The sequence below is a fragment of the Serratia sp. BNK-33-b genome, from assembly GCF_048684565.1.
In the GTDB taxonomy this organism is placed as follows: domain Bacteria; phylum Pseudomonadota; class Gammaproteobacteria; order Enterobacterales; family Enterobacteriaceae; genus Serratia; species Serratia marcescens.
Map to the genome: position 1 here is coordinate 868,634 of NZ_JBLQTZ010000001.1, position 18,150 is coordinate 886,783.

An 18,150-nucleotide genomic window follows, 5' to 3' on the forward strand; every position below is an offset into this window, starting at 1 on the left:
AAGATTGACCCGCAAGGGCCGGATTTTCCGGCCCTTATCATTTGCATTATGAAGGTAATTAAAGCGTTATGAGTACAGCTTATTCGGAAGCCTATCTGCAGCGTTTCGGCGGCACGGCGCGGTTGTACGGCCAGCAGGCGCTGGCGGTGTTCGCGCAGGCGCATGTCTGCGTGATCGGCATCGGCGGCGTGGGTTCCTGGGCGGCTGAGGCGCTGGCGCGCACCGGCATCGGTGCCATTACCCTGATCGACATGGATGATGTTTGCGTCACCAATACCAACCGCCAGATCCACGCGCTGCGCCAGCACGTCGGGCAATCGAAAACCGAGGTGATGGCGGAGCGTATCCTGGCGATTAATCCGGAATGCCGGGTGACCTGCATCGACGATTTCATCACCCCGGACAATGTCGCCGAGCTGCTGGACCATAACTTCAGCTACGTCATCGACGCGATCGATAGCGTGCGGCCGAAGGCGGCGCTGCTGTCATACTGCCGCCGATTCAAGATCCCGGTGGTGACCACCGGCGGCGCCGGCGGGCAGATTGACCCGACCAAAATTGAAGTGGCCGATCTGGCCAAAACCATCCAGGATCCGCTGGCCGCCAAGCTGCGCGAGCGGCTGAAGCACGATTTCAACGTGGTGAAAAACGGCAAGGGCAAGCTGGGCATCGACTGCGTCTTCTCCAGCGAGCCGCTGGTTTATCCGCAGCCGGACGGCTCGGTATGCGCTTCGCGCAGCACGGCGGAAGGGCCAAAAAGAATGGATTGCAGCGCGGGGTTCGGCGCAGCGACTATGGTCACCGCCACCTTCGGCTTCGTCGCCGTGTCGCACGCGCTGAAAAAGATGCTGGCGAAGGCGGCACGTCAGGCGTAACGGGCGGCGATCGCCTGCACGGCGGCGGCCAACGCCGCCAGGCCGCTGGCGCGGGTGGCGCTCAGCTGCGCGCGCAATGCCAGGCGGTCGAACAACGCCAGCGGATCCAATGCGGCGATCTGCGGCGGCGTTTTCCCTTCCACTTCGGTCAGCAGCACCGCCAGCAGGCCGCGCACGATGCGGCCTTCGCTGTCGCCATAGAAATGCAGCGTGCCGTCTTCCAGTAACTGGTGCCCCAGCCAGACGCGGTTTTCACAACCGCTCAATTCCATTTCTTCACTGCGCAAGGCCTCCGGCAGCGGCGGCAGCCGTTTTGCGAGCATAATCAGCTGGCGGTAGCGGTCTTCCCACTGTTTCAGCGCGCTGAAGGTGGCGATCAAGGCTTCGGCGGTGATCTCTCGGCCAAAAGGATGGGGGGCGAGCATAGCGTCTCCGGGAGTCAAGTCAGTCGGCCAGCAGATCGAGGGCGTGAGTCAACGCGCTGACCAGCGTATCGACGTCCTGTTGCGTATTGTAGGGGGCGAACGACGCGCGCAGCGTGCCGCTGACGCCTAACGCCGCCATCAGCGGCTGCGCGCAGTGCTGGCCGGCGCGCAGCGCAATGCCTTGCTCCGCCAGCAGCGTGACGATGTCGCTGTGGTGTACGCCGGCGATGTCGAACGCCAGCAGGCTGGAGCCGGAGCTGCGGAAGCTGCGAAAGCCCGGCAGCTGCGCCAACCGTTGTTCCGCCTGGTCCGCCAGCTCGCGGCTGTAGCGCTCCGCCGCCGCCATGTCCTGTTCGCTGAGCCAGGTGAGCGCGGCGGCCAGCCCCAGCACGCCGGCGATGTTTGGCGTGCCGGCTTCGAAGCAGTGCGGCGGCTTTTGCGGGGTAAAGCCGTCGAACGATGCCTGGGTCAGCATCTTGCCGCCGCCTTGCCACGGGGCCATCTGCGCCAGCAGCTCGGCTTTGCCGTACAGCGCGCCGATGCCGGTCGGGCCATACAGCTTGTGGCCGGAGAAGGCGTAGAAATCGATGTCGAGTCGCTGTACGTCGGCCGGGCCGTGAACCACGCCCTGGGCGCCGTCGATCATCACGCGCGCGCCGGCGCCATGGGCCAGCGCGATAGCCGGCGCCAGATCCGGGCAACCGCCGGTGACGTTGGACATTTGCCCCAGCGCCAACAGGCGGGTTTTGTCGTTGAGCAGGGCGGGCAGCTGCGTCAAATCCGGCAACCGATCGGCGCCGATCGGCAGTTTCACCACCCGCGCGCCGGTTTGTTCCGCCACCATCAGCCAGGGGATCAGGTTGGCGTGGTGTTCCGCTTCGCTCACCAGAATTTCGTCGCCTGGCTGCAGACGCGGGCGCAGGTAGCTCTGCGCCACCAGGTTGATCGCCTCGGTGGTGCCGCGCGTCCAGACGATGTCGTCGGCCGACGGTGCATGGATCAGTTGCGCCACCTGGCCGCGCGCCTGCTCGAAGCGGGCGGTCAGATCCTGCGCCGCCCGATGCTGGCTGCGGTGCACGGTGGCTGCGTCATCGCGATAAAATTGCTGCGTGGCGTCGATCACCGCCTGCGGTTTCAATGCGGTGGCGGCGCTGTCCAGATAGATACCGTCCTGCGCGAGCGCGGGAAACTGTTGGCGAAAAAGGCTGGGATTAAAAGGCGTCATACCTTGATTGTCACTGGCTTGAGTCGATGGGTGATCCTGTCCTATTTTGCCGCCGGAGACAAGCGATCCTGCCTATTAGGACTTATCGCCTGGCAAAACTGAGAAAGTTTGTTATGCTATTAAATGTGCGCTTATTAATCGCATTTATACACACAAAAGGTATTTATCAGCATTTAAAACTACAAAGGAGTCCTCAATGAAGAAAACAGCCGCAGTTCTCTCTGCCCTGATGCTTACGTTCACCCTGGCCGCCTGTTCCAGCAACTACGTGATGCATACCAATGACGGACGCACCATTGTTGCTGACGGCAAGCCTAAAGTGGATAACGATACCGGCATGATCAGCTATAAAGACGCCAACGGCGTCGAGCAACAGATCAACCGCGCCGATGTGAAAGAGATGGTTGAAAGCGACCAATAAGCGTCAGGCAAAAAAAAGCACCGCAAGTTTTGCGGTGCTGCATAAAATCACTATGGACAGACAGGGTAAATGTACAGGAAGTGAAAAAACAGTAGCCTAGCTACCATGTCCGGAATCGCCGGACAATTTGCAAACACAACATCACAACCACAAGCCAAAAGTTCATCGGCGTCCTCGACACCCACTCCCTTTTCGTTCCGGCCCGGGAAGTGCCGCCACTATAGGTATTTGCTGGCGCATCCTCAACGGACAAATTATAATGGCTCGGATAAAAAAAACTAATGGCAATACGCCGTTAGCGTTTACCGATGGCTTGCCACGCAAAGCCGCCCGATTTTCGGCGCCGAATCATTCGGATTAATGTTACACAAAAGTAGCTAATTTAATGTCTAAACGCTTACCTCCCCTCAATGCGCTGCGCGTGTTCGATGCGGCCGCTCGCCACCTGAGTTTCACCAAGGCGGCGGAAGAGCTGTTCGTGACCCAGGCCGCGGTGAGCCACCAGATCAAGTCGCTGGAGGACTTCCTCGGGCTGAAGCTGTTTCGTCGGCGCAACCGCTCGCTGCTGCTGACCGAAGAGGGGCAAAGTTACTACCTCGATATCAAGGAGATCTTCTCTTCGATCAACGAGGCGACGCGCAAGCTGCAGGCGCGCAGCGCCAAGGGGGCATTAACCGTCAGTCTGCCGCCGAGCTTCGCCATTCAGTGGTTGGTGCCGCGCCTTTCCGGCTTTAACTCAGCTTATCCGGGGATCGATGTGCGCATCCAGGCGGTGGACCGCGAAGAAGACAAGCTGGCGGACGACGTCGATGTGGCGATTTTCTACGGCCGCGGCAATTGGCCGGGGCTGCGCGCCGAGCGCCTGTATGCGGAATATCTGCTGCCAGTTTGTTCGCCGAGCCTGTTGACCGGCGATCATCCGCTGAAAACCGCAGACGATCTGGCTTATCATACGTTGCTGCATGACGTTTCACGCCGCGACTGGCTGGCCTATACGCGTCAGCTGGGGTTGCAACACATCAATGTGCAGCAGGGGCCGATCTTCAGCCACAGCGCCATGGTGGTGCAGGCGGCGGTGCACGGCCAGGGCGTGGCGCTGGTGAATAACGTGATGGCGCAAACCGAGATCGAAGCCGGTCGCCTGGTATGCCCGTTCAACGATGTGCTGGTCAGTAAAAACGCTTTTTATCTGGTATGTCATGACAGCCAGGCAGAACTGGGTAAAATAGCCGCCTTCCGGCAGTGGATCCTGGCGCGCGCCGCCAGCGAACAAGAGAAGTTCCGCTTCCGCTACGAACAATAAGGCCGGCCGCCGCCTTGTCGCGGCCGGTGATTTTTAATGGGATAGATCACGATGAGCAGCCGTTCCATGCTGGTTTTCGCCGCTATCAGCGGCTTTGTGTTTGTCGCGTTGGGCGCATTCGGCGCGCATGTGTTAAGCGGCACGCTAGGCGCCAACGAAATGGCCTGGATCCGCACCGGGCTGGAATATCAGGGGTTCCACACTCTGGCCATCCTGGCGCTGGCGGTCGCGATGCAGCGCCGCGTGAGCCTGTGGTTTTACTGGAGCGGAGCGCTGTTGGCGTTCGGCACCGTGTTGTTCAGCGGCAGCCTCTATTGCCTGGCGCTGTCGCACCTGAAGGTCTGGGTATATATCACGCCGGTTGGCGGCGTGTGCTTCTTGATCGGCTGGATATTGATGTTGATTGGCGCTTTGCGTCTGAGGAAAAAGGCCGAGCGCCATGAATAAGATTGCGTTGTATTGCCGCCCCGGCTTCGAAAAAGAGTGTGCGGCGGAGATCACCGATAAAGCCGCCCAGCTGGAGATTTACGGCTTTGCGCGGGTAAAAGAGCACAGCGGTTACGTGCTGTTCGAATGCTACCAGCCGGACGATGCCGATCGCCTGGCGCGGGAGATTCCGTTTCGCGAACTGATTTTCGCCCGCCAGATGATCGTGGTGGGTGAGCTGCTGCGCGATCTGCCGCCGGAAGATCGGGTATCGCCGATCGTCGGCATGCTGATCGGCGTGGTCGATCGCGGCGGCGAGCTGCGGGTGGAAGTGCCGGACACCAACGAAAGCAAAGAGCTGATGAAGTTCTGCCGCAAGCTGACGGTGCCGCTGCGCGCCGCGATGCGCGAGCAGAAGGTGCTGATGGCGCGCGAGAACCCGACTCGCCCGGTGGTGCATGTGTTTTTCATCGCGCCGGGCTGCTGCTATGTCGGTTACTCCTACAGCAACAACAACTCGCCGTTCTACATGGGCATTCCGCGTCTGCGCTTCCCGGCCGATGCGCCGAGCCGCTCGACGCTGAAGCTGGAAGAAGCCTTCCACGTGTTCATCCCCGCCGACGAGTGGGACGAGCGCCTGGCCAGCGGCATGCACGCGGTCGATCTGGGCGCCTGCCCGGGCGGCTGGACCTATCAGTTGGTGAAACGCAGCATGATGGTGCATTCGGTGGATAACGGCCCGATGGCGCCAAGCCTGATGGAAACCGGCCAGGTGACGCACCACCGCGCCGACGGCTTCAAGTTCGAGCCGAACAGCAGCAAGATCTACTGGCTGGTGTGCGACATGGTGGAGAAACCGGCGAAGGTGACCAGCCTGATGATTCAGTGGCTGGTGAAAGGCTGGTGCCGTGAAGCGATCTTTAACCTCAAGCTGCCGATGAAAAAGCGCTACGAGGAAGTGTCGCAAAACCTGATGAGCATCCGCGAAGCGCTGGGCGCCGCCGGCATCAGCGCTGAAGTGCACGCCAAGCAGCTGTATCACGATCGCGAAGAGATCACCGTACACGTGCGCCGCATGTGGTCGGCGGTGCCGGGCCGCCGCGACGAGCGCGATTAACCGCGTGAAGCCTTAATGAAGGGCGCTGCTTGCAGCGCCCTTATTGTATCGGCAGGCGCAGCTGCTGCAGGTTGCCGTCCAGCGACAGATCGGTGCGTAGCGTGGCGACCCGTTTGCTGATGTAGGCCAGCTCGCGGTGCTGCTCCAGCTTACCGCGCCATTTCTCCGGCACCTGCTCCAGGTGCTGATAAAGCCCGTCCAGATTACCCGATTGCTGCAGCAGCAGCACGGCGGTCTTCGGCCCGATGCCGGCCACGCCGGGGATCTTGCTGCTGCCGATCCCCGCCAACCCCCAGTAGTCCGGCAGCTGCTGCGGCTGCACGCCAAACTCCTGTTGCACGAAAGGCATATCCAGCCAACGTTTCTGGAAGTAATCGCGAATTTGTACGTTCGGCGCCAGCAGTTGGCAATAGCCTTTGTCGGTGGAGACGATGGTCACCTGGTGGCCGCCGCCGGCGACCTTCGCCGCCAGCGTGGCCGCCAGATCGTCCGCTTCGTTGCCGGGCGAATGCCAGCTGGCGACGCCCAGTTCGGCAAAGGCTTCGCGCAGCTGCGGCATCTCCTGCTGCAGGTTTTCCGGCATCGGCGAGCGCCCGGCCTTGTAGTCCGGCAGAATTTGGTGGCGCCAGCTGTCGCTGCGATCGTCCTCGTCGAATACCGCCACCGCGTGAGTTGGGCGGCTGTGCTGGAGCAACTGCTGCAGCGCATGGCGGCAGGCGTTGACGCAAGGGGAGCCCTGCACGGCGTGAATGCGGCGGATGAGGTTCAGGGCGTCGACAATCAGTAGGTGTATCATCATGGGCGGTTAGGTCAGAGAAAACAGGGCGGCCGTTACGCCGCCCGGGATTGAGGGTCAGGCGACGATTTCGTAGCAGGGCACATAGGCGCTGCCCGGCAGCTTCATGCGGTGCTGGGCAACAAAGCCCTGCAGCAGGCTGTCCATCTGCTTCATCATTTGCGGTTCGCCGTGCAGCTTGTACGGGCCGAACTGCTCAATGGCGTGGATGCCGTTTTCCTTCACGTTACCGGCCACGATGCCGGAGAAAGCGCGGCGCAGCGCGGCGGCCAATTGCTCCGGCGGCTGGTTCGGATAAAGATTGAGGTTCGCCATGTTCTCATGGGTCGGCTCGAACGGCAGCTGCAGATCCGGCGCGATGCGGATCGACCAGTTAAAGCTGTAGGCGTCGCCGGTGTTGCGGCGGTTCTCCTTCACCAGCGGCATGGCTTGCTTCATCTGCCGCGCCACTTCCGCCGGATCGTCGATGATGATGGTGTAATGGCGGCGCGCTTCGTCGCCCAGGGTGTTCATGATGAACTCGTCCAGCACGCGGAAGTAGTCGGCGCTCTCTTTTGGCCCGGTCAGGATCAGCGGCAGCACCTGTTCACTGTTCTCCGGGTTCATCAGGATACCCAACAGGTACAGCAGCTCTTCGGCGGTGCCGACACCGCCCGGGAAGATAATGATGCCATGCGCGATGCGCACGAAGGCTTCCAGGCGTTTTTCGATGTCCGGCATGATCACCAGCTCGTTCACCAGCGGGTTAGGCGGCTCGGCGGCGATGATCGAAGGCTCGGTCATGCCGATGAAGCGGCTGTTGCGGTAACGCTGCTGCGCGTGACCGACCGCCGCGCCTTTCATCGGCGCTTCCATCGCGCCCGGCCCGCAGCCGGTGCAGATGTTCAGCTCGCGCAGGCCCAGCTGGCTGCCGACCTTGCGCGCGTACAGATATTCGTTCTCGTTGATCGAGTGGCCGCCCCAGCACACCACCATGTTGGGATCTTCATCCAGATGCAGCGTGCGTGCATTGCGCAGGATCGAAAATACCAGGTTGGTGATGTGGGCCGAGTTTTCCAGATTCAGGTGCTGGAAACGGCCGGCGCTGGCGATTTGGCCGTGCACGAACAGGATGTCGCGCAGCACGGCGAACAGGTTGGCCTGCAGCGAACGGATGATGCGGCCGTCGACGAACGCCTCTTCCGGCGGGTTGACCAGCTCCAGCTTCACCCCGCGCTCACGGCGCAGCACGTTGATGTCGAAGGTTTCATAGCGCGACAGCAGCTGTTTGCTGTTGTCGGTTTGGCTGCCGGAGTTCAACACGGCCAGCGAACAGTTGCGGAACAGGCGGTACAGGTCGCTGCTGGCGGTGCGCTTCAGCATGTCTACTTCCAGCTGCGACAATAAATCCATAGAGCCAAGCGGGCTGATGTGTGTAATCAAGGTAACTCCTTTGCACCCGGTGCGGGGCGGTAGTAATCCATACGCAGCAAAACAGCATCTCGTTATGGTTGGCGTGCTGCGGCGCAGCGGGCGCTCTGCCCGGCCGCAGCCTCGTTTTAACCTTACCGCCGTCCCTGGGCTTTTACCAACATAAACCGCTCGTTAGCTCAGTTGTTGAGCAATGTTTCGCACTTATTGGCGCGCCAGGCGGCCGTGCGCGGGAGCGAATTCGACGTTGCTGCGCCACGGGTTGATATCCAGACCGCCGCGGCGGGTGTAGCGGGCGTAAACCGTCAGGCTTTGCGGCCGGCAGTAGCGCATCAGATCGTTGAAGATGCGCTCGACGCACTGCTCGTGGAATTCGTTGTGGTGACGGAAGGAAACTAGATAGCGCAGCAGCGCTTCGCGATCGATCTTGCCGCCGTGATAGCTTATCTGCACCGAGCCCCAATCCGGCTGATGGGTGATCAGGCAGTTGGACTTCAGCAGGTGGCTGACCAATTGCTCTTCCACCACCCCTTCACCGGCGGCGTTCAGCAGGTAGTCGGCGCTGAACTCATAATTGTCGATGCGGATATCCTGCTGGTCGATGCAGTCGCCGGCCAGACGAGCGATCGGCGTGTCTTCCAACTGCTCGACGCTGAACAGGGTGACGCTGACCTCGCCCTGGGCGCAGGCGGACAGATCGCGCTGCAGGGTGCTGCGCACCATTTCCCAATCGGCGAACGGCGTTTGATTGAAGCTGTTGAGATACAGCTTGAAGCTTTTCGATTCGATCAGGTTCAGGCTGTCGGCGTTGAGGCTGATCTCGCCGACCGCTACCTGCGGCAGCCCGTTGGCGTTCAGCCAGGAGAGTTCGTACAGCGTCCAGATGTCGGCGCCGTGGAAGGGCAGGTTGTCGGGATACAGCCCCAGCGGCTCGCGGTTCATGCTGCGCGGCACCGCCTGCAGCAACGTGGCGTCGTAGCGATCGCGGTAAGCGGTGGGTTTGCCCAGCGTCAGCCCTGACAGGGCCTGGTGGTCTTGATAGGAGGACATCTGCTGTCACCTCGGTCAGAGATAGGTACAATGGCCGTCAGTTTAACGTATGCGAGAAAGAATATGGACCATGATGTATCGCACGCTCTGCGTGAATTCACTCAACGCTATGTCGAGTTGTGGCAGCAAGCGCGCGGCCACGCGCCGGCCAGCCAGGCGCTGTACGGCGTGCCGTCGCCCTGCATCGTGGAGAATCGCGAGGACGACGTGCTGTGGTTGCCGCAGCCTTTCGAACCGGCGGCGACGCTGGAGAAGGTAGAAGCCGCGCTGGAGCTGCGTTTGCAGCCGGATGCGCACCGTTTCTACACGCAGCAATACGCGGGTGACATGAGCGCGCAATTTGGGGAGCATCGCCTGAGCCTGCTGCAGGTCTGGAGCGAGGAGGATTTTATCCGCCTGCAGGAGAACCTGATCGGTCATCTGGTGACGCAAAAACGTCTCAAGCTGTCGCCAACGCTGTTCCTGGCGACCACCGAATCCGAGATGACGATGGTGTCGCTGTGCAACGTCAGCGGCAACGTGGTGCTGGAACAATTCGGCAGCGATAAGCGCACCTTGTTGGCGGCGACGCTGGGGAATTTCCTCGATGCGCTGCGCCCGGTGCTGGACTGAAGCGCGGCGGATTCGCCGTCGCCCGTGTGAGAGATCTCTCACACGGGCTGTGAGAGATCGCTCTTAATTTTTCCCGCCTTTCTCCAGGCTATGAGATTATTGTTATCCAGATCAATTGGTTAGAATTTCTTTAGGATAACTCTTAGGCTTAATTTAGTGTGAGACGTCTCCCAAACCCTTGTGATTCCGGGGAATTTAAGCGATCTTATCGTTACCGGAACGGAACCGGCGGAGCAGGAAAGCATCAGGATGATGCAGCTTCAGGACGAAGAAAGGGATGCGCTCAGGCAAGAGCGAAGGATGGCGTCAGGAGATGCCCAGGATGTTTCAGGATAGAAACCAGGGACACCTCCAGGACGGAGATTGAGAGCCGACACAGGACTGTCGGCGGGTCAGGAAGGCTGAGGAACCGCGTCAGGACGATGCTGCAGGATGATGCAAGGATCACTTGGTCAGGATGGCCGCAGGAAAAGTTTTCAAGGATTGAGCAGGGAGCACACTGTGTAGCGGGATGGCTATAAAACGAACCGGGGGCACTGTTAACGCAGTGCCCCCAACTTTTTGTTCTCTCCCGCCGTGCGTGCTCCTCTGCTGCTTAATCCATCGTCAGCGTTAACCAATCGCGCCCAGCGTATCGCCTGCGCCCTGTTTTTTCGGCAGCAGGAACAGCGTGGCGTAGATATCCAGCAGGTAAATCGCCGCCAGCAGGCTGATGGCGGCGGTGAACGACACCTGCGTCACCAGCGCGCCGATCACCAATGGCCCCAGGCCGCCGACGCCGCGCCCGAGATTGAACAGAATGTTTTGCGCGGTAGCGCGCGCCTGCACCGGGTAGGTATCGGAAATCAATGCGCCGTAGCCGCCGATCATGCCGTTAACAAACATGCCCATCACGGCGCCGGCGAACAGCATCGGCATCGGATCGCTCAACTGGGCGTAGCCGATCACCATCACCACCGCGCCTATCTGATACAACACGAAAATCTTCCAGCGGGCGAAGCGATCGGCCAGCATGCCAAACAGCCAGATGCCGAACGTCATGCCGACCACCGTCACCGCCGTCCACAGGCCGGACTTGGTGAGCGAGAAGCCGAAGTTTTTCGCCAGGTAAGTCGGCATCCAGATCATCAGCCCGTAGTAACCGAAGTTCTGCACCGAACAGAGAATGAAGATGCCGATGCTGGCCTTGCCGGTGGCGCGATCCTTAAACAGCAGGCGCAAACGCTGGAGGAAGGAGAGCGGTTGTCCGGCGTCTTTCTGCCGCACGAATTCCTCCGGTTCGCCCAGCGTGCGGCGGATCAGGAATGACGCCAGCGCCGGCAGCAGGCCGACCAGGAACATGCCGCGCCAGCCGATATGTTCCAGCAGCAGCGGCGTCAGGAAAGCGGCCGCCAGCACGCCCAATTGCCAGCCCATGCCGACGTACGCCGAAGCGCGGTTGCGCTTCTCCGCCGGCCAGGCTTCCGCGATCAGCGCCATGCCGATGCCGAATTCGCCGCCCAACCCGATGCCCGCCAGGGTGCGATAGGCCAGCAGATCCCAATAGCCTTGCGCCACGGCGCACAGGCCGGTGAACAGGGAAAACATCAGAATGGTGATGGTCAGCACCCGGATACGGCCGAAACGATCGCTGAGGTGGCCGAAGATCACGCCGCCCAGCACCGCGCCGATCAGCGTCCAGGTGACCAGCGAACCGGCGGCCGATGAGGATAATCCCAATTCGATGCTGATGGCCGGCAGCATAAAGCCGAGGATCAGCAGGTCAAACCCGTCCATGGCATAACCGGTGACCGAGGCCAACATGGCCTTACCGGGCGTCGCGTGGTTTTTTTTCTCTGTTATTACGGACATGAATCTTTATCTGTGTGGTGAATTCGGTGGCCCTATTGTGCCGCGCGACGGTGAACGTCACCAGATAAAAACGGCGAGCTGTCTCAGGCGCGCCGAATTTGGGCTATAAAAATGCTATGCTTTGCCGCCTTTCAGCCAGAGCGCTGAATACCATGATGAAAAGAGATCGGGAATGCAGATGAGTATACATAACCAGGTGCGCCGCAGTTTGCAGGCGATTGAACAATCCATGCGCGATCTGGCGCTGTGGCAGGCCGCGCCGCCTGAGCATGAGGCTTTCTCCAGCACCGAGCCGTTCTGCATCGACAGCATGTCGGCCGAAGCCTGGCTGCAGTGGGTGTTCTTGCCGCGCATGTATGCGTTGTTGGACGCCGAAGCGCCGTTGCCGACGCGCTTCGCCATCACGCCTTATTTCGAAGAGGCGTTGAAAGATCGTGAACCGAGCAGTCTGCCGCTGCTGGTGCTGCTGCAACAGCTGGATTTGATGTTGAATAAAGAGCCGTAATGCGCCGGCGGCGCGCAGATTTTTGCCGCCCGGCAGTGTAGAGTACTCGCGCGGATGCCGGGCAGGAGAGCCGACGGCGTCTTTCGGCTCGGTTTAACCGCAGCGGTTGACCGGGGGCTGCATTAGGATGATGAGGTGCTGCAATAATGGATTTATTAAGGTTTATCCTGCGTTTGCCTTTTACCCTGGTTAAGGGCGTTTGTCGCCTGCTGGGCGGGGCGTTGTCGCTGTTGGGGCGGTTGCTGAGACCGCTGGTTGGCAACCTCAGCTGGCGCGCGCCGGCCTGGTGGGCTGCGCTGCCGCGCGGTTTTTTGCGGCTGGAAAGCGGCGTGGATAAACACCCGAAAGCGATCGGTCTGGGCCTGCTGCTGTTGGCAGGCGCTGCGGGCGGCGCATTTTACGGTTGGCACTGGTGGCAAAACCGGCCCCAACCGATTGAACCGGCGCCGATGGTGGTTCAGGAGATCAACGCCGAGGTGGTCAACCCCGAGCCGATAGACTACACCGCCGCCCGGCTGGCGCCGCAAACGGTGAGCCTGACCTTCAGCGGCTCGGCTGCGCCGATAACCGCGGCGGGCAAAACCGTGAGCGCCGGCATCACTCTGAAGCCGACGGCGGAAGGGCAGTGGGCGTGGAGTAATGAATCAACGCTGGTGTTCACGCCGAAAAAACCGCTGCCGATGGGTGCGAAATATGATGTGACCCTTGAGCCCGCCACCTTGCTGGCGCCGCAGGTCAAGCTCGCCAAAACCCGCTATGCCTTCACCGTGCCCGCGTTCGATTACCGTCTGGGGCAGGCCGAGTATTACCGCGATCCGCAAAATGCGCAGAAACGCAGCGCGATTTTCAATCTGCAGTTCAACGCGCCGGTCGATGTCGCCAGCTTTGAAAAACAGATTTCGCTGGGATTGAAGGAAGGCAGCACGTCCTCCGAGAAAAAGCTGAATTTCTCTCTGGTCTATGACGAGAAAAAACTGAACGCCTGGGTGCATTCCGAGCCGCTGCAGGCGCTGGATCAGGGCGGCGCGGTACATCTGACCGTCGGCAAGGGCGTTAAATCGACGGCGGCCGGCAACGCGGTCGAAGAGGCGAAAAGCAACTGGGTCAAGGTACCGACGCTGTACAGCCTGGCGCTGAGCGACGCCAGCGCCCAGGTGGTGGACACCGACGCCGGCCAAGGGCAGCGTGCGCTGGTGGTCGGTTTCAGCGATGCGGTGAAGGATAAAGAGCTGGCGCGGGCCGCGAAAGCCTGGCTGCTGCCGCAGCACGATCCGAGCGATGCCGAGGCCGCCAACGATGCTGAAGATTTCTATCAATGGACGGTCGACAGCGTCGGCAAAAACGTGCTGGCGCAGGCGACGGCACTGCCGTTGGCGCTTAACGAGGCGGAAGAGGCCTACCAACCGCAGTTCAGCTTCCGTTTCGACGCCCCGGCGCACCGCTTTGTGCTGCTCGAGATCGATAACCAACTGGTTTCCGCCGGCGGTTACAAAATGCCGAAGAAGGTTTACCGCGTGGTCGAAGTGCCGGAGTTCCCGAAATCGCTGCAGTTCATGTCGCAGGGCTCGCTGCTGTCGGTCAACGGCGACAAGCAGATCAGCGTGGCGGCGCGCAACGTGGCGGGCCTGCGGCTGGACATCAAGCGGGTGATCCCGAGCCAGCTGCAGCACATCGTCTCCTTCAAAAGCCGGGAATACTCGTCCACGGAATTCAACCGGCTCAACGACGAATATTTCACCGAGCATTTCAAATACCAGACGGCGCTCAACAACGAGCGGCCGGGGGAAGTGAACTATCAGGGCATCGATCTCTCCCGCTATCTCTCCACCAACGCCAGTTCCCATCGCGGGGTGTTCCTGCTGACGCTGTCTGAATGGCAGCCGAACCGAAAACCGGCGGCGGAAGAGGCGGGCGCCGAACAGGATCAGGAACAGGATGAGAGCGAAGGGGAAGAGCAGCCCGACGTCGGCGATTCGCGCTTTGTGGTGGTGACCGATCTGGGCATCGTCGCCAAGAGCTCGCAGGACAAGACGCGCGACGTCTTTGTGCAGTCGATTCAAAGCGGCGCGCCGGTCAGCGGCGCCACCGTGTCGGTGGTGGCCAAAAACGGCGTGACGCTGCTCAGCCAAACCACCGGCGCCGATGGCCACGTGCGTTTCCCGGCGCTGGATGTGTACACCAACGAGCGCCAGCCGGTGATGTTCCTGGTGGAAAAAGAGGGGGATGTCTCCTTCCTGCCGACCGGCAGCTATAACGATCGCGGGCTGGACTTCTCGCGCTTCGACGTCGCCGGTGAACAAACGCCGACCGATCCGCGCACGCTCAGCAGCTACCTGTTCTCCGATCGCGGCGTTTATCGGCCGGGGGATACTTTCAATATTGGCCTGATCACCCGTGCCGCCGACTGGGGCGTTGGCCTGGCCGGCGTGCCGGTGCGCGCCGAAATCCGCGATCCGCGCGACAAGCTGATGTCCACCGTGCCGCTGACGCTGGGCGCCAGCGGTTTCAACGAGCTGAGCTATACCACCGATGAAAACTCACCGACCGGCGAGTGGAACGTCTACCTGTATCTGATCGGCAAAAACAACGACACCTCCACGCTGCTCGGCCATACCGCAGTCAATGTGAAGGAGTTCGAACCGGATCAGCTGAAAGTGAAACTGGCGTTGACGCCGGACCGCCAGCAAGGCTGGGTAAAACCGTCTGAGCTGAAGGCCAGCATCGATGTGCAGAACCTGTTCGGCACCCCGGCGCAGGATCGCCGCGTGACCACCAGGCTGACGCTGCGGCCGATGTATCCGAGCTTCGATCGTTTCCCGGATTATGCGTTCTATGAAAACCGACAAAACAGCGACGGGTTCGAGACCGAGCTGGAAGATCGCTCCACCGATGAGCACGGCGCGGCCGATATTCCGCTCGATCTGAAATCCTACGCCGACGCCACCTATCAGCTGCAATTGCTGTCGGAGGCGTTCGTCGCCGGCGGCGGGCGTTCGGTGGCGGCTACCGCCCGCACGCTGGTTTCCCCTTACGATTATCTGATCGGCGTGAAGGCGGACGGCGATCTGGGCTACATCAACCGCGACGCTGAGCGGCATCTGAACGTGATCGCCATCGATCCGGCCCTGAAACAGATCGCCATGCCGAACCTGAAGCAGGTGTTGATCGAGCAGAAATACATTTCGGTGCTGACCAAACAGGATTCGGGCGTTTACAAATACCAGTCGAAGATGAAGGAAGTGCAGTTGTCGGAACAGCCGCTGGCGCTGGGCGAGCAGGGCGCGGATCTGCGGCTAGCGACCGATAAGCCGGGCGACTTCGTGCTGGTGATTGAAGATGCGCAGGGCAAGACGCTCAACCGCGTCGCCTACAGCGTGGCCGGCAACGCCAACCTGAGCCGTTCGCTGGATCGCAACGCCGAACTGAAGCTGAAACTCAACCAGGCGGAATACCAGCCCGGTGAGGAGATCGAGGTGGCGATCAACGCGCCTTATACCGGCAGTGGCTTGATCACCATTGAAAAGGACAAGGTTTACGCCTGGCAGTGGTTCCACACCGACACCACCAGCTCGGTGCAGACGATCCGCGTGCCGGCCGGCATGGAGGGCAACGGCTACATCAACGTGCAGTTCGTGCGCGACATCAACTCCAGCGAGATCTTCATGAGCCCGCTGAGCTACGGCGTGATGCCGTTCAAGATCAGCACCAAGGCGCGCCAAAACAGCCTCGAGGTGACGGCGCCGGAGGTCATCAAGCCGGGTGAAAACCTGACGATGACGGTCAAGACCGATGCGCCGCAGCAGGTGGTGCTGTTCGCCGTCGATGAGGGCATTCTGCAGGTGGCGCGTTACCGTCTGAAGGATCCGCTGGAGTTCTTCTTCAGCAAGCGCGAACTGAACGTGAGCAGCTCGCAGATCCTCGATCTGATCCTGCCGGAGTTCAGCAAGCTGATGGCGCTGACTGCGGCGCCGGGCGGCGATGCGGGCGAAGGGCTGGATCTCAACCTCAACCCGTTCAAGCGCAAGCGCGATAAGCCGGTGGCCTATTGGTCCGGCATTACCGAGGTCAGCGGCGAGAAACAGTTCGTCTATCCGGTGCCGGATTACTTCAACGGCAAGATCCGCGTCATGGCGATTTCGGTGACGCCGGAGAAAATCGGTAAGGCGCAAACCGCCGCCACGGTACGCGACAGCTTCATCATGACGCCGAACGTGCCGGCGATGGTGGCGCCGGGCGACGAGTTCGACGTCAGCGTGGGCGTCAGCAACAACCTCGAAGGGCTGAACGGCCAGTCGGTGGCCATCAACGTCCTGTTGACGCCGCCGCCGCAGTTGGAGGTGGTGGGCAACGCGACGCAAAGCCTGACGCTGGCGGCAAAACGCGAAGGCGTGATCACCTTCCGTCTGCGCGCCAAAGCCGTGCTGGGCGATGCGCCGCTGGTGTTCGACGCCCGTTACGGCGACCAGGCCAGCCGCCGCACCGTCAGCACCTCGGTGCGGCCGGCGGCGCCGTACCGCACCCAGTCGGTGATGGGGCGCATGAGCGGCGGCAGCCAGAACGTCGATGGCCTGCGCCAGATGTTCGACGCTTTCGCGCAGCGCCGGGCGGCGGTGTCGAATTCGCCGCTGGTGCTGACCAGCGGGCTGGCGCAATACCTGGCGGATTACCCGTATTACTGTTCCGAGCAGATCGTCAGCCGCTCCATTCCGCTGATGCTGCAGAGCCGTCATCCGGAGATGAAAAGCAGCCTGAGCCAGGCGGAAGTCAGCAAGCAGTTGCGCAATCTGCTGGGCGTGCTGCGCGCCCGTCAGAACGACAGCGGGGCGATCGGCGCCTGGCGTTCATCGCCGGATGCCGATCCTTTCGTCACGCCTTATGTGGTGCAATATCTGCTCGAAGCCAAAGCGGCGGGCTACGCCCTGCCGGAAGGCATGCTGGATGAAGCCAACGGCGCGTTGCGCGAGCTGGCGGCCAGCGGTTTCGACGATCTGTATCTGCTGCGCCTGCGCAGCTGGGCGGTTTACCTGCTGACGCTGCAGGGCGAAGTGACCACCAACTCGCTGGCGGCGGTGCAGGATACGCTGCAAAAACGCTATGGCGAAGAGTGGAAAACCGATCTGAGCGCGCTCTATCTGGCCTCTTCCTATCGCCTGTTGAAGATGGACGACGAAGCCGCCGCGCTGCTGCAACCGAGCTGGCAGCAACTGAGCAAGGCGTATGACAGCGCCTGGTGGACGCAGAACTATTTCGATCCGCTGGTGCAGGATGCGACGCGGCTGTATCTGATTACCCGCCACTTCCCGGAGAAGGTGGCGTCGATCCCGCCGCAGGTGCTGGAGAATATGGTCAAGGCGTTGAAAGAAGAGCGCTACACCACCTACTCTTCCGCGATGAGCATTCTGGCGTTGGAAAGCTACTCGGCCCAGGTGGCGGCGCAGTCCGCCAATGCGGATGCATTGGGCATCGCGCAGGTGGGCAAAGCCGGCGGCGAGCCGCAGCGCATCAGCGATCTGCAAGGGCTGTTCGTTCAGGGGCAATTTAACGCTGACGCCACTGCGGTGCGCTTCACCAACGGCGGCAGCGCGCCGGCCTGGTATGTGGTGACGCAGGCCGGTTACGACCTGAATGCGCCGCAAAAAGCGCTGTCGCGCGGGATTGAGATCGTCCGCGATTACACCGACGAACAGGGCAAGCCGGTGACGCAGGTGACGCTGGGGCAGAAGATCAATGTCCATCTGAAGGTGCGCGCCAACTCGAAAGAGGGGCAGAGCAACCTGGCGATCGTCGATCTGCTGCCGGGCGGGTTCGAAGTGGTGCAGCAGACGCCGCCGGAGCCGGCCGACGCCGGCGAGGAGAGCGACGATCGCGGCGGCTGGCAGTCGCCGCTGGCCGCCTCCGGCTCCACCTGGGCGCCGGACTACAGCGATATCCGCGAAGATCGGGTGATTATCTACGGCAGTGCCGGCACCGAGGTGCAGGAGTTTGTTTATCAGATCAAGGCCACCAATACCGGCAGCTTTATTGTTCCACCGGCCTACGGCGAAGCCATGTATGACCGTGAAGTGCAGGCCATGTCGGCCGGCGGCGGCAAGCTGGTGGTGGTGCCGGCGGGCAACGACTAGGCCATATCCGGC

At 61.3% G+C, this 18,150-nt stretch carries 14 protein-coding genes; 8 read left to right on the top strand and 6 right to left on the bottom strand.

From position 1 onward, the window contains the following. The first annotated feature begins 68 nt into the window (after window positions 1-68). Complete coding sequence (gene tcdA / locus ACMGGK_RS04045) at window positions 69-875, top strand: tRNA cyclic N6-threonylcarbamoyladenosine(37) synthase TcdA (protein WP_033639514.1); 807 nt, start codon at window positions 69-71, stop codon at window positions 873-875. Here tcdA and csdE read toward each other — a convergent pair. After that, window positions 866-1,300, bottom strand: a complete 435-nt coding sequence (gene csdE / locus ACMGGK_RS04050) for a cysteine desulfurase sulfur acceptor subunit CsdE (protein ID WP_016929906.1) — start codon at window positions 1,298-1,300, stop codon at window positions 866-868. The genes tcdA and csdE overlap by 10 nt on opposite strands. Window positions 1,301-1,319: 19 nt before the next feature. Beyond that, window positions 1,320-2,525, bottom strand: a complete 1,206-nt coding sequence (gene csdA, locus ACMGGK_RS04055) for a cysteine desulfurase CsdA (protein ID WP_420276710.1) — start codon at window positions 2,523-2,525, stop codon at window positions 1,320-1,322. Between the two features lie 196 nt (window positions 2,526-2,721). On the opposite strand from csdA, the gene ACMGGK_RS04060 reads away from it, so the two are divergent. From ACMGGK_RS04060 to rlmM, 4 genes are all read left to right on the top strand, one after another. Next, window positions 2,722-2,946 (top strand): YgdI/YgdR family lipoprotein, encoded by a 225-nt coding sequence (locus ACMGGK_RS04060; RefSeq protein ID WP_028127531.1) that lies wholly within the window; start codon window positions 2,722-2,724, stop codon window positions 2,944-2,946. Between the two features lie 385 nt (window positions 2,947-3,331). Next, the gene (locus ACMGGK_RS04065; RefSeq protein WP_004931894.1) at window positions 3,332-4,249 is read left to right on the top strand and encodes a transcriptional regulator GcvA; all 918 of its coding nucleotides are present in this window, start codon (window positions 3,332-3,334) and stop codon (window positions 4,247-4,249) included. A gap of 51 nt (window positions 4,250-4,300) precedes the next feature. Next, window positions 4,301-4,696, top strand: coding sequence for a DUF423 domain-containing protein (locus ACMGGK_RS04070; RefSeq protein WP_004931896.1), 396 nt, complete (start codon window positions 4,301-4,303; stop codon window positions 4,694-4,696). Next, window positions 4,689-5,792, top strand: coding sequence for a 23S rRNA (cytidine(2498)-2'-O)-methyltransferase RlmM (rlmM, locus tag ACMGGK_RS04075; protein ID WP_004931897.1), 1,104 nt, complete (start codon window positions 4,689-4,691; stop codon window positions 5,790-5,792). Before ACMGGK_RS04070 ends, rlmM begins: the two co-directional genes overlap by 8 nt. 40 nt (window positions 5,793-5,832) lie before the next feature. On the opposite strand, the gene xni is transcribed toward rlmM, so the two are convergent. From xni to queF, 3 genes are all read right to left on the bottom strand, one after another. Next, window positions 5,833-6,591 (bottom strand): flap endonuclease Xni, encoded by a 759-nt coding sequence (gene xni / locus ACMGGK_RS04080; protein ID WP_033639517.1) that lies wholly within the window; start codon window positions 6,589-6,591, stop codon window positions 5,833-5,835. A gap of 54 nt (window positions 6,592-6,645) precedes the next feature. Continuing rightward, a complete protein-coding gene (gene ppnN, locus ACMGGK_RS04085) occupies window positions 6,646-8,010 on the bottom strand; it encodes a nucleotide 5'-monophosphate nucleosidase PpnN (protein ID WP_038878760.1) in 1,365 nt (454 codons plus the stop codon). 192 nt (window positions 8,011-8,202) lie between these two features. Further along, window positions 8,203-9,048 carry an NADPH-dependent 7-cyano-7-deazaguanine reductase QueF gene (queF, locus tag ACMGGK_RS04090; RefSeq protein WP_049299595.1) on the bottom strand — a complete coding sequence of 282 codons (846 nt, stop codon included), beginning with the start codon at window positions 9,046-9,048 and terminating at the stop codon, window positions 8,203-8,205. A 63-nt stretch (window positions 9,049-9,111) separates the two neighbouring features. Between queF and syd the strand changes: the two genes are divergently transcribed. Continuing rightward, on the top strand, window positions 9,112-9,660 hold the full coding sequence (syd, locus tag ACMGGK_RS04095) for a SecY-interacting protein (RefSeq protein ID WP_016929899.1): 549 nt from the start codon (window positions 9,112-9,114) through the stop codon (window positions 9,658-9,660). Window positions 9,661-10,272: 612 nt separating this feature from the next. On the opposite strand, the gene ACMGGK_RS04100 is transcribed toward syd, so the two are convergent. Continuing rightward, window positions 10,273-11,511, bottom strand: a complete 1,239-nt coding sequence (locus ACMGGK_RS04100) for an MFS transporter (RefSeq protein ID WP_420278062.1) — start codon at window positions 11,509-11,511, stop codon at window positions 10,273-10,275. A 178-nt stretch (window positions 11,512-11,689) separates the two neighbouring features. Here ACMGGK_RS04100 and ACMGGK_RS04105 point away from each other — a divergent pair, with 178 nt between their 5' ends. Beyond that, window positions 11,690-12,016 (top strand): YqcC family protein, encoded by a 327-nt coding sequence (locus tag ACMGGK_RS04105; RefSeq protein WP_028127529.1) that lies wholly within the window; start codon window positions 11,690-11,692, stop codon window positions 12,014-12,016. 146 nt (window positions 12,017-12,162) lie between these two features. Beyond that, complete coding sequence (locus tag ACMGGK_RS04110) at window positions 12,163-18,138, top strand: alpha-2-macroglobulin (protein WP_164053608.1); 5,976 nt, start codon at window positions 12,163-12,165, stop codon at window positions 18,136-18,138. The last annotated feature ends 12 nt before the right edge of the window (window positions 18,139-18,150 follow it).